Origin of the sequence: Enterobacter cloacae complex sp. IR5422, assembly GCF_049238165.1 — a bacterium.
GTDB classification, from domain to species: Bacteria; Pseudomonadota; Gammaproteobacteria; order Enterobacterales; family Enterobacteriaceae; genus Enterobacter; species Enterobacter roggenkampii.
This window is the reverse complement of sequence record NZ_JBMKHT010000040.1, coordinates 18007-35786: the sequence shown is the minus strand read 5'-3', so window position 1 is coordinate 35786 and position 17780 is coordinate 18007. Positions and strand designations below refer to the sequence as shown.

Genomic DNA, 17780 nt, shown 5'->3' with positions numbered 1-17780 from the left:
TTACGGGGGACACCGCACCGTCACGGCCAGCGCCCCGCTGAGCTGCACAATCCACGGATAACACAATAGCGCACTGGCAAAGGATGCCGACGCCTGAAGGGCGTTGGCACCCCGAAGGGGCGGGGCGGCCGCTTGCGGCCGGGCGAGTCCGGCGCAGGGTGTGGCCTGCCAAGCGGAGCGCGGAGGCCGAAGGCCGGAGGCGTTAGCGGCCGCTGCCCGCGTAAGCGGGGCGAGACGGGAACCGGCTCGATGCGCAGCACAGCAGAGCGGCCCCGAAGGGGTAACGCCCTGTGTGGCATCAGGATTTAGCACAATGTCAGAACATAAACTGGAGAGATCACCGGCAAGCAGCTGCAAAGGGGCGGCACAGCCGCCCCGATGGCTGTTACTTGTCTTTGTCGCGTAGCACTTTGATTAGGCCGGTTACGGCCGTAATCAGAGCGGCCAGCGAGGTGATGATTTGCGGTAGGTTTTCGAGGATGGTAGAGGTCATATAGCACCTGTAGAGAAGTTGGCGGGGTGTCGTTTCCGACGGCCGCACTGTAACCGGGCGAATAAGGCAGGTTGTCAACAGCTTGAGCGAAGCGTCTGTTGACAACCTGCCGCGCCCGGTTTCACTGCGGTCATAGGCGGAACGACCCACGCCAACGGAACGGCTTTATGACCGGGCAGCTGAGATACCGGCGAACCTGGCTGGCGGCTGACGCCAGCCGCCAAGCGCCAGCGCGGAGGGCGAAGCCCGGAGGCCAAGCGGAGCGCGGAGGCCGAAGGCCGGAGGCGTTAGCGGCCGCTGCCCGCGTAAGCGGGGCGAGACGGGAACCGGCTCGATGCGCAGCACAGCAGAGCGGCCCCGAAGGGGTAACGCCCGGAGTCTGCCGCTGTTTATCTCTCGTTCCATCTGAAATCGGCGGTAAGGCCATTAAAAGGGTCAGTTTATCAGGGGGGCGTTAGCCCCCCATGTTGTTAATCATCAGGCAATATCGTCTTTGTAGCAGGCATAACCGAAGCTAAGCTCTGTTTTCATATAGTGGCGGGCAAAGTCCCAGGCATCGTGGCCGAAGTCCTCATAATCTGCCAGGACGATTTCGCGGGCTTTGTGCCATTGCTGTACGGAAGAAAGCGGCAGAACAGGGCAGGGAAGCGACCAGTCAGTGACGGTGTTGCAGATCATATCTGCCAGACGCTCCAGGGAGCCGTAAACCAGCTCTGTGCGCAGATCCGCCACCATGCGTTGTTTACGCAGTGATGCCAGATAATCAATCTCTTTGGTTATATCAGAATTTAAGCGGGTCTGGTAATCCATGATGTACTCCTTTGCGCGCCGATACCGGCAATTTTGCGGGCGACGGTGTTGCCTCCCGATGATTTAATTATCGGTGATTATGTCCTCAAAGTCAATATAAGTACTGAATGTGCATACAAAATTTTATATCTTGCAAAGCGTTCATAGAGTGCCTGAATCGCTTTCTGACAGCCTCAATAAAAAAGGCGGGGATTACCCGCCTTTTTTCTTACAGCTGCTTACGTGGCTTTTTACGCGTCATATACAACGGTATCGCGCAGTCTACCGCGTACAAAAAGCACGCCAGCGCGCCGCAACCGTACAGAAACGCAAGCGGCTTATTATCGAAGTAGCTGAAAACCCCTGTCGCCGCACACAGGCCCAGAACAGAGACGCAGGCGCAGGTGATCTGCACCAGATCCCTGTATCCCGCACGAACGATAAACCAGGGCAGGGCAAGCGCAGCGGCGCTAAAAATTAATGCGAGAGGGACAAAAACGAGATAGTGATACATGTGAACTCCTTGATGGTTGCCGATACCGGCGATTGTTCGGGCGGCGGTATTGCCACCCGATGATTTAATTAGAGGTTTTGCGCGTCCAGGAGATTGACCTGAGCCGGGGTAACGTGAAACTTTTCCCCTTTATGGATCACGTTATGCGGGGCGCTAATTTCATCACTGATAAAGCTAACCGGGTAACGTTTTTTACCGCAAATCCGCTCGCTAAACCACGCCACTTTTGCCGCTGGCCGATCCACTGGATGAACAATCACACCGGCCATGCTGCAACCCGTTGCGGGTTCGTCCAGCGTAATGCTTACCGGGACTGTATCCCGGTAAAAAAACTTAACCGGCGGCACACCTGCCTGCGTAGCGGCTGCGACAACTGCAAGCCCGATAACCGCTATCCGATTAATAAGCATTTTATTCCCCTTACTCATGCTGATATCACCTTGCCAGCTGTTACCAGTTTACGAAATTCGCTTTCATGAATTTCACGCCCATGCTCAAGCGTTGAATACACGTTGCCGATAAGCCAGTTACCAGCCGTTTTTGTCTCGGTATACCACCATGCTTCTGTCAGAGTAAGCAGCGGTTCGCTATCCTCGCCCTTCTCATAGATCCAGATTTTAGTGACGTCTTTACCCGTTTCGTTGCTGCCCTGAATGGTAGGGTCAAAGGTATGTTCAATCTCTATATCGAAGTAACGCTGAAGGAAGTTAGTAAAGTGCATGACGACTCCTGTAAGCGCCGATACCGGCAATTTTTCGGGTGGCGGTGTTGCCTCCCGATGATTTAATTATCGGTGATTACGCCTTTAAAGTCAATACAAGTACGGAATTTATTTACATGTTTTTATGCCCGTCAGGGCATGGAAGGCGACCGCGCCGGACTCCACCGGACACCGGCCGCAAATCGCCGGAAACTGCGGGACTGACCGGAGCAACAGGCCAACCCCCCTTCCTGCTAAGCCATAACCCAGCCCGCCGCCACGCAGCTGCCGCACGTCCCCCACGGGGGTGCGCAGTGGGCGCCGCGCGCCTGCGCGCGGGTACGGCGGCCCGCCTGCGGGTCGCGGCGCCGTACTGCGAGTTAGCGGCCGCCGCGCGGCCGGTTACGGGGGACACCGCACCGTCACGGCCAGCGCCCCACTGAGCTGCACAATCCACGGATAATGCAGGAGACGAATCATGATAGGAGGCTGAAGGGGAAATGAGCGGCAGCAGGGGAAGGGGTTGCCAAGCGGAGCGCGGAGGCCGCAGGCCGGAGGCGTCAGTGGCAGCTGCCCGCGTGAGCGGGGCGAGACGCGTAGCGGCTCGATGCGCAGCACAGCAGAACGGCCCCGGAGGGGTGACGTCCGGGGGTTCGCTTTTAAAGATTTTCGACCACATCAGTAAATCGTAGTGACACCATGAAGCAAAAGTATCGTGCAGACCAGAATCAACAACAGTAACAGCAGACCTTTTTTTCGACGTAATAAAACCGGCCCCAAAGCGCCCGCAAGAAGCACACTCAACACGATTTCCGTTATGCTAATCGTATTCATAATCTCTCACGTTTCCCTTTTTAGAACTCTGCCACACACGGATAAAACCTTATAACAAAGCAACAAAACCCGTTATTCAGACACGGTAATGCCTAGTTTTTTTGCCAGAATTTCAGATGACAAAGAAACCCTTATCGACTTCCCGGTTACAAGGTGAATGATTGTGGCTTCATGCCCTTCAACAGAGTGGGATATTAACTCACGCTGAATGATATGCGTCTCTCCATCATTTCCCGTCACGGCTATTAGGCTCTCTGTAGAACAGGGGTTGATACTACTAATGTTGGTGTTGTTTTCGGTTTTGTTCAGCATCGCTGATCCTCAAATATCGGTTTGTGTTACGTCTGCCGCTTTGCGCTGGATAAGCGACTTAAAGAAATCCGACGCCTTCAGAATATCGCTATCCTGGAAGTCGGGAAATGTCGCTTCTGTCAGCTCCTGCGCCGTACCTGCCCGTATAACGGTTTCATCGCGGATCATCGTTCGCTTAACGCCATCAGCCTGTTTTTTGCTGAAGGAGTGCCGGAAAATAATCGCGTATTGGCCGCCGCTATCCTGATGAACAGAAGTATCCCAGCGATGATTACCCTGTTTACGATAGTGGTGATAGATTTGCTGGCCGTAGCGCTCCTGATCGGAATTACGGTAATCGAACATTAACAGTTCCAAAAGCATTAACCGATCTGGCAATTGCCAGGCGGTAGGGTGTTGAAGTGTCGCTAACATAGTTTCCCCTGAGCGTGACAGTCACGATAAGGCGGGCTTTGCCCGCCTGGTTATCAGTTAATCAATGGCACGATAAATACGATTCTGGCTTTCGTTCTCCAGCGTATTAACGTACTCCCGCAACAGGTGATACCGGTTAGCCATCGTTTCGTTCAGTTCGGCTTTGCCTTCTTCATATGCCAGCCCGCAAAAGTAACTGTAGGCATACAGACAAACAATAATCCCTACTTCGCGCGCGCTGCATTCACCTTCAAAATAGTTAGGTAACGAGAGCCAAAGAGGTTGGGGCGCTTCCATAAAAAACGCGCCATTGCTGGCCTGAAGGTATTCCCAATACCCTCCCTGGTAGTCTTTAGCGTAACGATTCAGAAAGGACTGAATGAAGTGATCTGCGCTGAAGAAAGCGCCACGAAATGCCGCAGGCATGAAGTTCATGCGGGCGTTTTCAGAAATGTAGCGGGCGGTGATTTCGATAGTTTCCATGATACTTCCTCTTTAAGCCGATACCGGCGATGGTTAAGCGGCAGGCACATCACCTGCCACTTTTTAATTATCGTACAATGGGGCGTTAAAGTCAATACAAGTACGGATTATATTTACCTAATTTTATGCCCGTCAGAGCATGGAAGGCGACCTCGCCGGACTCCACCGGACACCGGGGGCAAATCGCCGGAAACTGCGGGACTGACCGGAGCGACAGGCCACCCCCCTCCCTGCTAGCCCGCCGCCACGCGGCCGGTTACAGGGGACACTGAGAAAGCAGAAAGCCAACAAACACTATATATAGCGTTCGTTGGCAGCTGAAGCAGCACTACATATAGTAGAGTACCTGTAAAACTTGCCAACCTGACCATAACAGCGATACTGTATAAGTAAACAGTGATTTGGAAGATCGCTATGAAGGTCGATATTTTTGAAAGCTCCGGCGCCAGCCGGGTACACAGCATCCCTTTTTATCTGCAAAGAATTTCTGCGGGGTTCCCCAGCCCGGCCCAGGGCTATGAAAAGCAGGAGTTAAACCTGCATGAGTATTGTGTTCGTCACCCTTCAGCAACTTACTTCCTGCGGGTTTCTGGCTCGTCAATGGAAGATGGCCGCATCCATGATGGTGACGTACTGGTTGTGGATCGCTCGCTGACGGCCAGCCACGGCTCAATCGTAGTCGCCTGCATCCATAATGAATTTACCGTGAAGCGGCTACTGCTGAGGCCCAGACCCTGCCTGATGCCGATGAACAAAGATTTTCCTGTGTACTACATTGACCCGGATAATGAGAGCGTTGAAATCTGGGGAGTGGTTACGCATTCCCTTATCGAGCATCCGGTATGTTTGCGCTGATTGATGTCAATGGCATGTACGCCAGCTGTGAGCAGGCATTTAGGCCAGATCTGGCAAACCGAGCAGTGGCCGTTTTATCCAACAATGACGGCAACATTGTGGCCCGTAATTACCTGGCGAAGAAAGCGGGCCTGAAAATGGGCGATCCGTACTTCAAAGTCAGACCCATAATCGAGCGTCATAACATCGCTATTTTTAGCTCTAATTACACTCTCTATGCCTCCATGTCGGCCCGGTTCGCGGCCGTAGTTGAGTCCCTTGCAAGCCACGTCGAACAGTATTCAATCGACGAGCTTTTTGTTGACTGCAAAGGGATAACGGCCGCCATGAGCCTTGACGCTTTCGGGCGCCAACTGCGCGAGGAAGTCAGGCGACACACAACGCTGGTATGCGGGGTCGGTATTGCCCGTACTAAGACGCTGGCGAAGCTGTGTAACCACGCTGCAAAAACATGGCCCGCTACTGGCGGGGTGGTTGCTCTGGACGATGGCGCCAGACTGAAGAAATTAATGAGCATCCTGCCGGTTGCGGAAGTCTGGGGCGTCGGCCATCGTACAGAGAAAGCACTCGCCACAATGGGGATCAAAACGGTGCTGGATTTAGCCAGGGCAGATACGCGCCTAATCCGTAAGACGTTTGGTGTTGTGCTTGAAAGAACGGTACGGGAGCTACGCGGCGAGGCTTGCTTCAGCCTGGAAGAAAACCCTCCGGCGAAGCAGCAGATTGTTGTATCGCGCTCATTCGGCCAACGCGTAGTAGCCCTGGCGGATATGCAGCAGGCGATCACCGGATTTGCAGCGCGCGCAGCTGAAAAACTGCGTAATGAGCGGCAATACTGCCGCGTCATAAGCGTCTTTATCCGCACCAGTCCTTATTCAGTGCGTGATACACAGTATGCCAATCAGGCAACCGAAAAACTGACGGTGGCAACCCAGGACAGCCGCACGATAATTCAGGCGGCACAAGCCGCGCTGGCGCGGATCTGGCGGGAAGATATTGCGTATGCAAAAGCAGGGATCATGCTGGCCGATTTCAGCGGAAAGGAGGCCCAGCTGGATTTATTCGACTCTGCTACGCCTTCAGCTGGCAGCGAGGCGTTAATGGCTGTTCTCGATGGCATAAACCGGCGTGGCAAGAGCCAGCTGTTTTTTGCAGGCCAGGGCATCGATAACTCCTTTGCCATGCGCCGTCAGATGTTGTCACCTGATTACACGACAGACTGGCGCTCGATACCAACAGCAACCATCAAATAATTACCGGCGCCGCACGCGGGCCGGTCAACCCCTCAACCGGCCGAAACGAGTTTCGGCGCGGTTTCGCGGTTTTCGGTAAAAGGCGTTTCATCTGTATAAAAGATCAGCTAAATTATGTGTATTGCACAATACATATATGTGAGGTTAACAGTGAATTTGCCTACGCCCGAAACCTACGATGAACTTCAGAGAGCCTACGATTTTTTTAATGAGAAGCTATTCAGCAACGAGCTGCCGCCATGCCTGATAACGTTGCAGCGTGAGAAGCGAACGTATGGCTATTGTTCCTTTAAGCGTTTCGTCGGCCGTGAGAGTGGGTACACGGTAGACGAGATCGCTATGAATCCGGTGTATTTCTCGATCAGAACCATAAAGGCCACGCTTTCAACACTGGTGCATGAGATGGTTCATCAGTGGCAATTCCATTTTGGCGAGCCTGGCCGCCGTGGCTATCACAACAAACAGTGGGCGGCCCGGATGGAACGGGTAGGACTAATGCCTTCTGATACCGGCGAACCGGGAGGCAGGAAAGTGGGCCAGAGCATGACCCATTATATTATTGCCGGTGGCCCTTTCGATATGGCCTGTGATGAACTGCTGACAGGCCATTTCCGGCTTTCCTGGATGGACAGGTTTCCGCCTTACCAGCCTAAGCCTGGCGCTGTGCTAAGCCCTACAGGAAAAGGCTATATTGACGACGAGGAAGATGATAGCGAACACGAACAGGAGGTGGAGGAAGGGCGCGACCCGGTTGAACTCGACGACGAGATCATAGAGGCCATGCGATTTGTAACCCCGCCGCCTGAAGCGCCGGTGAACAAAACAAACCGGGAAAAGTACAGCTGCCCGGTGTGTCATATCAATCTCTGGGGTAAACCGGGGATAGTGGTTTACTGTGGTGGCGAGCACTGTAATAAAGCCGCGTTAGTAGTCTTAAAATAAAGTCCTTTCGGACTTTATTTTTTTTCCATTTCCGAGGTCGTGATGTTATTAATGCTGTACTTCGCGGCTTCTTTTAAAACAGTTTCAGCAAGGCTTGCTGGTATCCAGACCTGAACTAATTTTAATGGTTCGCCGTTCTCGGCTTTAAGAGTGGTGTTCTGGTACAAATCCCAGATTCGCTTAACGGTGCTGGAAATGTTTTGCTTGGAACGGCCTACTCGCGTGGCTACGTCTGATGATTTCTCACCTTTGACAAGCACGGAATAGCCAATATCTGTTGTGATGTGTGCAAAGGAAGCCATTTGCGGCAGCAGCTGTTTCCATTCTGTTTCTGAAATTCTGTTTTTCTGAGCCATCTGTGGCGCCTCCGTAGTTTTGGTTACAGAAAGGATATACTCAGAATAAACTGGGGTCAATACAAGTACGATTTTTATAAACTTTATTTTATTTGAGGGTGAGGCCCGGTGCGGCAGCAGCGCGGGCCTCGATGGTGCCGCGAAGGTGCTGGCGCCATGCTTGGATTAAAACATGAACCGTGAAGAACTGCGAAACTTGTTTTCGCGGTTCTGAGGGGTTGACCGAGCCGCGAAGCGGCGCTGGTAAGCGATGATATGCACATATCCACAGGCATATTTTTAAAAGGTATTTTATAGATTTTTTATCTTTTTAAAGTCTTTTAGAGCTATATAACTCATTGATTTAAAATCATAAATAAGTGTTATCTCTGGGAATCCGCCCACCTTGTTATGGGAATTGGCCCACCTATCTATGGGAAACACCCCACCTTACTATGGGAATTAGCCCACCTTGTTATGGGAATTGGCCCACCTTAGACGAAACTGTAAAAAATGTATTTACTTGTTTGAACTTTGTGGTAGTGTGGAGAGTAATTTTTAACCCACAAAGGCAAGGCTCATGGATAAGTTGCTGAACAAAAAGATAAAAGTTAAGCAGTCTAACGAGCTTACCGAAGCTGCTTACTACCTCTCGCTAAAAGCAAAGCGCGTTCTCTGGTTATGTCTTATGCAGACGTATTTCACAGCTTCAGTAAGCGAAGATGATGATGAGATGGCTGTACTCGGTGACTCTACTTTCAAAGTAAAGGTGGCTGACTATGAGCAAATTTTTCAGGTAAGCCGTAACCAGGCTATCAAGGATGTTAAAGAAGGCGTGTTTGAGTTAAGCCGTTCTGCGGTAATCTTTTACCCGAAAGAAGGGAGTTTTGACTGCGTCGCGCGCCCCTGGCTAACAGAGGCTGGCAGCCGATCAGCTCGTGGTATCTGGGAAATCGAATTTAACCATAAACTCCTGCGGTACATTTACGGCCTGACGAACCAGTTCACCACCTACTCGCTCCGCGATTGTGGCAGTCTTCGAAATCCACGGACGATCCGCCTTTATGAAAGTCTTGCTCAATTCAAATCTTCAGGCTTATGGGTTACTACTCATGCTTGGTTAAATGACCGTTTCCTTTTGCCGGAATCCCAACAGAAGAACTTGGCAGAGTTGAAACGATCTTTCCTTGATCCTGCACTCAAGCAGATAAATGAGAAAACACCTTTACTTGCTAAGTATAGTATTGATGATTCAGGAAAATTTCTGTTCTCAATAATTGATAAGCAAAATCCCGTCTGACATAAATCAGCACACATGAGCCTGTCATTTGACAAATTTTTGTCATGAAGATGGGCGAATTTCCACACAGCACCGGCGCCCGGCAAGGTGGGCGAATTTCCACACAGCACCGGCGCCCGGCAAGGTGGGCGGATTCCCACACGGCACCGGCGCCCGGCAAGGTGGGCGGATTCCCACACGGCACCGGCGCCCGGCAAGGTGGGCGGATTCCCACACGGCTCCGGCGCCCGGCAAGGTGGGCGGATTCCCACACGGCACCGGCGCCCGGCAAGGTGGGCGGATTCCCACACGGCTCCGGCGCCCGGAAAGGGTGGGCGGATTTCCACACAGCACCGGCGCCCGGCAAGGTGGGCGGATTCCCACACGGCACCGGCGCCCGGCAAGGTGGGCGGATTCCCACACAGCACCGGCGCCCGGCAAGGTGGGCGGATTCCCACACGGCACCGGCGCCCGGCAAGGTGGGCGGATTTCCACACGGCACCGGCACCCGGCAAGGTGGGCGGATTCCCACACGGCACCGGCGCCCGGCAAGGTGGGCGGATTTCCACACAGCACCGGCGCCCGGCAAGGTGGGTGGATTCCCACACGGCACCGGCGCCCGGTAAGGTGGGCGGATTTCCACACGACAGCGGCGCCCGGCAAGATGGGCGGATTCCCATATCGACATGTATGTAGCTTGTGTTATCCGTGGATTGTGCAGCTCAGCGGGTCGCTGGTCGTATGGCGTAGTGTCCCCCGTAACCGGCCGCGTGCGGCCGCTAACTCGCAGTACGGCGCCGCGACCCGAAGGCGGGCCGCCGTTCCCGCGCGCAGGCGCGCGGCGCCCACTGCGCACCCCCGTGGGGGACATACGGCAGCTGTGTGGCGGTGAGCGGGATTAGGGCTTTGCAGGGAGGGGGCTGGGTCGGGCGATACGTTCAGCATTGCGGTTTCCGGCGATTTGCGGCCGGTGCCCGTTTAACTCCGGCGTGGTCGCCTTCCATGCCCTGACGGCATAAGAAAATAAAACCGCCATGCTGCGGTCATTCATGATTTTGTGGTGTAGCGATAAATAGTCATGCGAGAAACGTTGAAGCGCTTAGCAACTGCACCAACTGTCATTTCAGGATCAGCAAGTAAGATTCTAATTTGTTTAACATCTTCTTCAGAAAGTGACGGTTTTCTCCCTCCCACACGGCCCCTTGCGCGTGCAGCTGCAAGGCCTGAGCGCGTTCTTTCAATATTGCGGTTGCGTTCAAAGCTAGAGAATATCGCCATCAGATGAGTATAGATTTCCCCTATAACTGGCGCATTTGTGTCTATTCTGTCCTTGATGGCTATGAAAGTTATTCCGCGTTTCTTCAGGTCGTCGAGTAAAGTAATGACTTGACCCAATGAACCGCCGAGCCGATCTAGTGCCCAAACTACTAGGGTATCTCCCTCGCGCAATGCTTTCAGGCAGTTCTCCAGTTCCGGCGCACCTTTTTTGTCGCGCTTTGGGCCGCTACGTGAGGTCTGATCCTGATAGATTTGCTCACATCCAGCTTTTGTTAGTTCGTCAACCTGGTGCGCCACATCCTGAAGATGCGTAGATTTACGTGCATAGCCGATTTTCATTCTTTTCTCGCTAATTAGTTATGGGGTTATTGTTATGTTGATACAGTAACGAGTTTTGTTACATGAGGGGAGTCATTTTTCGGGAGAAGTCAGGACTTTTCAAGACTGTCACAAAAACCATCGTTTTTGATACATTAATTTAACCAATAGGTTGCAGATCAAATCGCCTGTAACAGCCTTTCTGGCTGTTTGTCGTTTTCAGAAGACGGCTGCACTGAACGTCAGAAGCCGACTGCACTATAGCAGCGGAGGGGTTGGATCCATCAGGCAACGACGGGCTGCTGCCGGCCATCAGCGGACGCAGGGAGGACTTTCCGCAACCGGCCGTTCGATGCGGCACCGATGGCCTTCGCGCAGGGGTAGTGAATCCGCCAGGATTGACTTGCGCTGCCCTACCTCTCACTAGTGAGGGGCGGCAGCGCATCAAGCGGTGAGCGCACTCCGGCACCGCCAACTTTCAGCACATGCGTGTAAATCATCGTCGTAGAGACGTCGGAATGGCCGAGCAGATCCTGCACGGTTCGAATGTCGTAACCGCTGCGGAGCAAGGCCGTCGCGAACGAGTGGCGGAGGGTGTGCGGTGTGGCGGGCTTCGTGATGCCTGCTTGTTCTACGGCACGTTTGAAGGCGCGCTGAAAGGTCTGGTCATACATGTGATGGCGACGCACGACACCGCTCCGTGGATCGGTCGAATGCGTGTGCTGCGCAAAAACCCAGAACCACGGCCAGGAATGCCCGGCGCGCGGATACTTCCGCTCAAGGGCGTCGGGAAGCGCAACGCCGCTGCGGCCCTCGGCCTGGTCCTTCAGCCACCATGCCCGTGCACGCGACAGCTGCTCGCGCAGGCTGGGTGCCAAGCTCTCGGGTAACATCAAGGCCCGATCCTTGGAGCCCTTGCCCTCCCGCACGATGATCGTGCCGTGATCGAAATCCAGATCCTTGACCCGCAGTTGCAAACCCTCACTGATCCGCATGCCCGTTCCATACAGAAGCTGGGCGAACAAACGATGCTCGCCTTCCAGAAAACCGAGGATGCGAACCACTTCATCCGGGGTCAGCACCACCGGCAAGCGCCGCGACGGCCGAGGTCTTCCGATCTCCTGAAGCCAGGGCAGATCCGTGCACAGCACCTTGCCGTAGAAGAACAGCAAGGCCGCCAATGCCTGACGATGCGTGGAGACCGAAACCTTGCGCTCGTTCGCCAGCCAGGACAGAAATGCCTCGACTTCGCTGCTGCCCAAGGTTGCCGGGTGACGCACACCGTGGAAACGGATGAAGGCACGAACCCAGTGGACATAAGCCTGTTCGGTTCGTAAACTGTAATGCAAGTAGCGTATGCGCTCACGCAACTGGTCCAGAACCTTGACCGAACGCAGCGGTGGTAACGGCGCAGTGGCGGTTTTCATGGCTTGTTATGACTGTTTTTTTGTACAGTCTATGCCTCGGGCATCCAAGCAGCAAGCGCGTTACGCCGTGGGTCGATGTTTGATGTTATGGAGCAGCAACGATGTTACGCAGCAGGGCAGTCGCCCTAAAACAAAGTTAACCCAGGATGAGAACCTTGAAAGTATCATTGATGGCTGCGAAAGCGAAAAACGGCGTGATTGGTTGCGGTCCAGACATACCCTGGTCCGCGAAAGGGGAGCAGCTACTTTTTAAAGCATTGACCTACAATCAGTGGCTTCTGGTGGGTCGCAAGACGTTTGAATCTATGGGCGCACTCCCCAATAGGAAATACGCGGTCGTTACCCGCTCAGGTTGGACATCAAATGATGACAATGTAGTTGTATTTCAGTCAATCGAAGAGGCCATGGACAGGCTAGCTGAATTCACCGGTCACGTTATAGTGTCTGGTGGCGGAGAAATTTACCGAGAAACATTACCCATGGCCTCTACGCTCCACTTATCGACGATCGACATCGAGCCAGAGGGGGATGTTTTCTTCCCGAGTATTCCAAATACCTTCGAAGTTGTTTTTGAGCAACACTTTACTTCAAACATTAACTATTGCTATCAAATTTGGAAAAAGGGTTAACAAAGCTATGCAATCGACGGCAAAAAGCTTCGTTCGCTTCGCGCACTACGCCTTTTCCGCGATTGATAGCGACGTTATGTGAATATTGAAATGAGCATTCCAAAGAAAGGAAGTAGAAAAATTATCGTGGGCGAAAATGAGTTTTTGTGGCTCATTAGGTCAAAACTCACATATTCGCAGGACTGTTTAGGTACAGAAATGACTGCGGTCGTTGAACCGGATGCCGGTCCTCACTGATGAAGAAGTGAACACCGTACGGGAATCGTGCCGGCAGCTTGGAGCTATCGGCCGGAACCTCAACCAGGTGGCCAGGGCCTTGAACATCGAGTTCAGGGAAAGTGACAAGCTCAAGCAAGAGGCCATCGAAAAACTGGCCGAACGGATCGACCAGCATTTGGACCATGTGTCTGAGCTGTTCGATAAGACCTGGAGCCGGTGGCACGATTGTCATTTTCAGAAGACGACTGCACCAGTTGATTGGGCGTAATGGCTGTTGTGCAGCCAGCTCCTGACAGTTCAATATCAGAAGTGATCTGCACCAATCTCGACTATGCTCAATACTCGTGTGGGCTCTGTTGCAAAAATCGTGAAGCTTGAGCATGCTTGGCGGAGATTGGACGGACGGAACGATGACGGATTTCAAGTGGCGCCATTTCCAGGGTGATGTGATCCTGTGGGCGGTGCGCTGGTATTGTCGCTATCCGATCAGCTATCGCGACCTTGAGGAAATGCTGGCGGAACGCGGCATTTCGGTCGACCATACGACGATCTATCGCTGGGTCCAGTGCTACGCCCCGGAGATGGAGAAGCGGCTGCGCTGGTTCTGGCGGCGTGGCTTTGATCCGAGCTGGCGCCTGGATGAAACCTACGTCAAGGTGCGGGGCAAGTGGACCTACCTGTACCGGGCAGTCGACAAGCGGGGCGACACGATCGATTTCTACCTGTCGCCGACCCGCAGCGCCAAGGCAGCGAAGCGGTTCCTGGGCAAGGCCCTGCGAGGCCTGAAGCACTGGGAAAAGCCTGCCACGCTCAATACCGACAAAGCGCCGAGCTATGGTGCAGCGATCACCGAATTGAAGCGCGAAGGAAAGCTGGACCGGGAGACGGCCCACCGGCAGGTGAAGTATCTCAATAACGTGATCGAGGCCGATCACGGAAAGCTCAAGATACTGATCAAGCCGGTGCGCGGTTTCAAATCGATCCCCACGGCCTATGCCACGATCAAGGGATTCGAAGTCATGCGAGCCCTGCGCAAAGGACAGGCTCGCCCCTGGTGCCTGCAGCCCGGCATCAGGGGCGAGGTGCGCCTTGTGGAGAGAGCTTTTGGCATTGGGCCCTCGGCGCTGACGGAGGCCATGGGCATGCTCAACCACCATTTCGCAGCAGCCGCCTGATCGGCGCAGAGCGACAGCCTACCTCTGACTGCCGCCAATCTTTGCAACAGAGCCTCCGTCGCCATGCTCACCTCGCTTTGGTGCACACGAGTATTGAGCATAGTCGAGATTGGTGCAGATCACTTCTGATATTGAACTGTCAGGAGCTGGCTGCACAACAGCCATTACGCCCAATCAACTGGTGCAGTCGTCTTCTGAAAATGACACTGTTTGTATATAATCATGAAAAAATGGTGAGTAGAGTTTCAGGGTAACAGGGGATGCTTATGTCGGTTTTCCACAACTGGCTACTTGAGATCGCATGTGAGAATTACTTCGTCTACATCAAACGCCTTTCCGCCAACGATACCGGCGCAACAGGTGGTCACCAGGTAGGGCTTTATATCCCTTCAGGTATCGTTGAAAAACTCTTTCCGTCTATCAACCATACCCGTGAACTGAACCCTTCGGTTTTTCTCACCGCACATGTGTCATCGCATGATTGCCCTGACAGCGAAGCCAGGGCAATTTATTATAACAGCCGTCATTTTGGTAAAACCCGGAATGAAAAAAGGATTACCCGCTGGGGTAGAGGCAGCCCACTTCAGGATCCTGAAAATACAGGGGCTCTGACGCTCCTGGCTTTCAAGCTTGATGAGCAAGGGGGGGACTGTAAGGAAGTAAATATTTGGGTATGCGCCAGCACTGATGAAGAGGACGTCATTGAGACCGCTATTGGTGAAGTTATACCCGGAGCGCTTATATCCGGCCCCGCAGGACAGATTCTAGGCGGACTATCTCTACAGCAAGCGCCAGTAAATCATAAATATATTCTACCTGAAGACTGGCACCTGCGCTTTCCGTCGGGAAGTGAAATTATTCAGTATGCAGCCAGCCATTATGTGAAAAATTCCCTTGATCCGGATGAGCAACTTCTTGACCGCCGGCGCGTGGAGTACGACATATTTCTATTGGTTGAGGAACTGCATGTTCTGGATATCATCCGGAAAGGATTTGGCTCTGTGGATGAATTTATTGCGCTGGCCAATTCTGTCAGCAATCGCCGTAAATCCAGAGCCGGGAAGTCGCTGGAACTGCACCTGGAGCATCTATTCATTGAGCACGGCCTGCGACACTTTGCGACGCAGGCCATCACAGAAGGTAATAAAAAACCCGATTTCCTTTTCCCTTCCGCAGGGGCTTACCACGATACTGAGTTTCCCGTAGAAAATCTGCGCATGCTGGCAGTCAAGACTACCTGTAAGGATCGCTGGCGTCAGATACTGAATGAGGCCGATAAAATTCATCAGGTGCATCTGTTTACACTCCAGGAGGGAGTTTCTCTGGCTCAATATCGGGAGATGCGGGAGTCGGGTGTCAGATTGGTCGTGCCATCATCTCTGCACAAAAAATACCCGGAGGCGGTGAGAGCTGAGCTAATGACGCTAGGTGCGTTTATTGCTGAGCTGACAGGGCTTTACGCAGATATTCCATAGATTATCTCCCGGCATAAATACCGGGAGGAGCGATCAGATTCGTTCAACCTTGCACGAATCGGCATTAACCGCTTTCAGGATATAAGGTTCAAGCAGTTTGGCTACGGCTTCAAACACGGGCACCACTACGGAGTTACCGAACTGCCTGTACGACTGAGTGTCTGACACAGGAATGCGAAAAGGCCTGCCATCTACTTTTTCAAAACCCATAAGGCGCGCGCACTCTCGCGGAGTCAGCCTGCGGGGCCGATGCGCCTGATTTTCTTCGTTCGCGAAGTCTGTTTCACCTGTGGCCATATCCCAGCCACGGTCTATCAGAATTTCAGACCCGTCTTTGTGATAGCGAGCAGAAAGCGTACGGGCAATGCTTTCTTTATTTTCAGGATTAACGAGGCCAAAACCGAATCCGTTACCCTTAGCTGCGTGCTTTTTGGCGTAGTTATAGAGATACTCCCAGAGTTTCGGCGTCAGTATATATTTGCTGTCAACCACGGGTTCCAGCAGTTCGCCAAATGACGGACGCTGTTCCGGATAAAAACGACTAATATCGCGCAGGGTAAAGCCCTGGTGAATGTTCAGATCACGGCGGAAACCGACCAAAACGATACGTTCTCGGTGCTGAGGTAAAAAGTGCTTTCCGTCGATAACTTTAGGATCGTTTTTGCCCATCTCAGCTGCATCCGCAACTTCATAGCCCAGTTCGTCGAGGGTATCCATGATGACTTTAAAGGTTTTACCCTTGTCATGGCTCTTCAGGTTTTTAACGTTTTCAAGAACAAAGATGGCAGGTTTTTTTGCGCGGATAATACGCGCCACATCGAAGAAAAGCGTTCCCTGAGCCTCACATTCGAAACCATGCGCGCGCCCGAGCGAGTTTTTCTTGCTTACGCCCGCAAGGCTAAACGGTTGACAGGGGAAACCTGCTAGAAGTACATCATGATCCGGCACATGCTCATTAATGTAAGCATAGGCATCGTTTTCAGGTACTTCAGGTTTATCACTGAGCGTGACTTCACGAATATCGAGATTGAAAGTGTGTTCCTGAGCATCGTTAAACCAGTTAGCTTTATATGTGCGCACAGCCTCTTTATTCCATTCACTGGTAAAAACGCACTGGCCACCGATGGTTTCGAAGCCCTTCCGTATACCTCCAATCCCAGCAAACAGGTCAATAAACCGGAAGGCATAGTCAGGGTGATGTGCAGGCGCTTCCGGAAGCATTTTTCGTAGAAGTTCCTCTTCGGCTAACGTCAGCGTCTTAGGTGAGCACTTACCATTAATCCAGCGATTAAGAGTCTCGCGACTCCACTCATTTTTACCAACTTTTCTAAGCAGTTCAGCCACGTACTTCTGGTCATAGATTTCCAGCACCTGCCCGAGCAGCTTTTTATCATTTTCCTGTCGCAGTTGTTCTTCCGCTTCTGCTTTCTCAAGCAGATCCTGCGCCAGTAATTCAAATTCAGACATATTGCCTCCATTGGGTCTTATGGGTGAAACTGTATCACTCATTTGACCCAGATTGAATGTTTTTATCTGGATATTTAAACAGGTTTATTGTTAGGTAACGCACGTTGGCCACGCTGGAGCGTCTTCTGGGCCTGCTGTCGGCCTTTGAGGTCGTGGTATGGATGACGGATGGCTGGCCGCTGTATGAACCCCGCCTGAAGGGAAAGCTGCACGTTATCAGCAAGCGTTACACTCAGCGCATTGAGCGACATAACCTGAATCTGAGACAACATCTGGCAAGGCTGGGACGGAAGTCACTGTCGTTCTCAAAATCGGTGGAGCTGCATGACAAGGTCATCGGGCATTATCTGAACATAAAACACTATCAGTAAGTTGGAGTCATTACCGGTTCTCTTTGTCTTTTAGTGATTCTATAAACCTCATTACGTCTGAATATAAAAATCTATTATTTGATTTATGTGGCTCATGAGGTTGTGGGATGGTCTTGTTTTTGAATGTGCCAGTTTTCTTAATGGCAAAGATTAACTCACCTTCTGTTATTCCTAACATTTCAGCAAATGTTTTTGCTTCTATAGTTACTGACTTCATT

At 52.5% G+C, this 17780-nt stretch carries 20 protein-coding genes and 1 pseudogene; 9 read left to right on the top strand and 12 right to left on the bottom strand.

Features of this window, described 5'->3' with window-relative positions:
- Window positions 1-970 precede the first annotated feature (970 nt).
- The 7 genes from ACOTXT_RS17460 to ardB form a co-directional block, all read right to left on the bottom strand.
- The gene (locus ACOTXT_RS17460) at window positions 971-1303 is read right to left on the bottom strand and encodes a hypothetical protein (RefSeq protein ID WP_012561126.1); all 333 of its coding nucleotides are present in this window, start codon (window positions 1301-1303) and stop codon (window positions 971-973) included.
- A gap of 208 nt (window positions 1304-1511) precedes the next feature.
- Window positions 1512-1796, bottom strand: coding sequence for a protein CcgC (gene ccgC, locus ACOTXT_RS17455; RefSeq protein WP_001750002.1), 285 nt, complete (start codon window positions 1794-1796; stop codon window positions 1512-1514).
- 68 nt (window positions 1797-1864) lie between these two features.
- Window positions 1865-2206: a hypothetical protein gene (locus ACOTXT_RS17450; protein ID WP_015344948.1), complete on the bottom strand. Its 342-nt coding sequence runs from the start codon at window positions 2204-2206 to the stop codon at window positions 1865-1867.
- Window positions 2207-2220: 14 nt separating this feature from the next.
- On the bottom strand, window positions 2221-2517 hold the full coding sequence (ccgD, locus tag ACOTXT_RS17445) for a protein CcgD (RefSeq protein WP_000545925.1): 297 nt from the start codon (window positions 2515-2517) through the stop codon (window positions 2221-2223).
- Between the two features lie 885 nt (window positions 2518-3402).
- Window positions 3403-3642, bottom strand: coding sequence for a hypothetical protein (locus ACOTXT_RS17440; RefSeq protein WP_000932975.1), 240 nt, complete (start codon window positions 3640-3642; stop codon window positions 3403-3405).
- A 9-nt stretch (window positions 3643-3651) separates the two neighbouring features.
- A complete protein-coding gene (gene ardR / locus ACOTXT_RS17435; RefSeq protein ID WP_000881513.1) occupies window positions 3652-4056 on the bottom strand; it encodes an antirestriction protein ArdAB regulator ArdR in 405 nt (134 codons plus the stop codon).
- Window positions 4057-4113: 57 nt separating this feature from the next.
- The gene (gene ardB, locus ACOTXT_RS17430) at window positions 4114-4539 is read right to left on the bottom strand and encodes an antirestriction protein ArdB (RefSeq protein ID WP_000447669.1); all 426 of its coding nucleotides are present in this window, start codon (window positions 4537-4539) and stop codon (window positions 4114-4116) included.
- A gap of 414 nt (window positions 4540-4953) precedes the next feature.
- On the opposite strand from ardB, the gene mucA reads away from it, so the two are divergent.
- The 3 genes from mucA to ACOTXT_RS17415 all read left to right on the top strand — a co-directional run bounded on the left by mucA (window position 4954) and on the right by ACOTXT_RS17415 (window position 7589).
- Window positions 4954-5394: a translesion error-prone DNA polymerase V autoproteolytic subunit MucA gene (gene mucA, locus ACOTXT_RS17425; RefSeq protein ID WP_000861760.1), complete on the top strand. Its 441-nt coding sequence runs from the start codon at window positions 4954-4956 to the stop codon at window positions 5392-5394.
- Window positions 5382-6647, top strand: a complete 1266-nt coding sequence (mucB, locus tag ACOTXT_RS17420) for a translesion error-prone DNA polymerase V subunit MucB (RefSeq protein WP_001749980.1) — start codon at window positions 5382-5384, stop codon at window positions 6645-6647. Before mucA ends, mucB begins: the two co-directional genes overlap by 13 nt.
- A 150-nt stretch (window positions 6648-6797) precedes the next feature.
- Window positions 6798-7589 carry a SprT-like domain-containing protein gene (locus ACOTXT_RS17415; RefSeq protein WP_001452808.1) on the top strand — a complete coding sequence of 264 codons (792 nt, stop codon included), beginning with the start codon at window positions 6798-6800 and terminating at the stop codon, window positions 7587-7589.
- Between the two features lie 14 nt (window positions 7590-7603).
- Here the strand turns inward: ACOTXT_RS17415 and ardK are convergent, their stop codons facing one another.
- Window positions 7604-7945: an antirestriction protein ArdAB regulator ArdK gene (ardK, locus tag ACOTXT_RS17410; RefSeq protein WP_000057569.1), complete on the bottom strand. Its 342-nt coding sequence runs from the start codon at window positions 7943-7945 to the stop codon at window positions 7604-7606.
- Between the two features lie 559 nt (window positions 7946-8504).
- Between ardK and ACOTXT_RS17405 the strand changes: the two genes are divergently transcribed.
- Window positions 8505-9224, top strand: a complete 720-nt coding sequence (locus ACOTXT_RS17405) for a replication initiation protein (protein WP_001749982.1) — start codon at window positions 8505-8507, stop codon at window positions 9222-9224.
- A 1026-nt stretch (window positions 9225-10250) separates the two neighbouring features.
- On the opposite strand, the gene ACOTXT_RS17400 is transcribed toward ACOTXT_RS17405, so the two are convergent.
- On the bottom strand, window positions 10251-10820 hold the full coding sequence (locus tag ACOTXT_RS17400) for a recombinase family protein (protein ID WP_001749988.1): 570 nt from the start codon (window positions 10818-10820) through the stop codon (window positions 10251-10253).
- Between the two features lie 392 nt (window positions 10821-11212).
- Window positions 11213-12226 (bottom strand): class 1 integron integrase IntI1, encoded by a 1014-nt coding sequence (gene intI1 / locus ACOTXT_RS17395; protein ID WP_000845048.1) that lies wholly within the window; start codon window positions 12224-12226, stop codon window positions 11213-11215.
- A 155-nt stretch (window positions 12227-12381) separates the two neighbouring features.
- On the opposite strand from intI1, the gene dfrA14 reads away from it, so the two are divergent.
- The 4 genes from dfrA14 to ACOTXT_RS17375 all read left to right on the top strand — a co-directional run bounded on the left by dfrA14 (window position 12382) and on the right by ACOTXT_RS17375 (window position 15724).
- The gene (gene dfrA14 / locus ACOTXT_RS17390) at window positions 12382-12855 is read left to right on the top strand and encodes a trimethoprim-resistant dihydrofolate reductase DfrA14 (protein WP_004201280.1); all 474 of its coding nucleotides are present in this window, start codon (window positions 12382-12384) and stop codon (window positions 12853-12855) included.
- 220 nt (window positions 12856-13075) lie between these two features.
- Window positions 13076-13342 (top strand): plasmid mobilization relaxosome protein MobC, encoded by a 267-nt coding sequence (gene mobC, locus ACOTXT_RS17385; RefSeq protein WP_001144737.1) that lies wholly within the window; start codon window positions 13076-13078, stop codon window positions 13340-13342.
- 142 nt (window positions 13343-13484) lie between these two features.
- A complete protein-coding gene (locus tag ACOTXT_RS17380; RefSeq protein WP_001389365.1) occupies window positions 13485-14249 on the top strand; it encodes an IS6-like element IS6100 family transposase in 765 nt (254 codons plus the stop codon).
- A 266-nt stretch (window positions 14250-14515) separates the two neighbouring features.
- On the top strand, window positions 14516-15724 hold the full coding sequence (locus tag ACOTXT_RS17375; RefSeq protein WP_001749969.1) for a type II site-specific deoxyribonuclease: 1209 nt from the start codon (window positions 14516-14518) through the stop codon (window positions 15722-15724).
- Between the two features lie 33 nt (window positions 15725-15757).
- On the opposite strand, the gene ACOTXT_RS17370 is transcribed toward ACOTXT_RS17375, so the two are convergent.
- Window positions 15758-17191 carry a DNA cytosine methyltransferase gene (locus ACOTXT_RS17370; RefSeq protein WP_001288432.1) on the bottom strand — a complete coding sequence of 478 codons (1434 nt, stop codon included), beginning with the start codon at window positions 17189-17191 and terminating at the stop codon, window positions 15758-15760.
- A 98-nt stretch (window positions 17192-17289) separates the two neighbouring features.
- Here ACOTXT_RS17370 and ACOTXT_RS17365 point away from each other — a divergent pair.
- A pseudogene (locus tag ACOTXT_RS17365) lies at window positions 17290-17562 on the top strand (IS1 family transposase); the annotation flags it as partial.
- 10 nt (window positions 17563-17572) lie between these two features.
- Here the strand turns inward: ACOTXT_RS17365 and ACOTXT_RS17360 are convergent.
- A complete protein-coding gene (locus ACOTXT_RS17360; RefSeq protein WP_001749967.1) occupies window positions 17573-17779 on the bottom strand; it encodes a hypothetical protein in 207 nt (68 codons plus the stop codon).
- Window position 17780 lies beyond the last annotated feature (1 nt).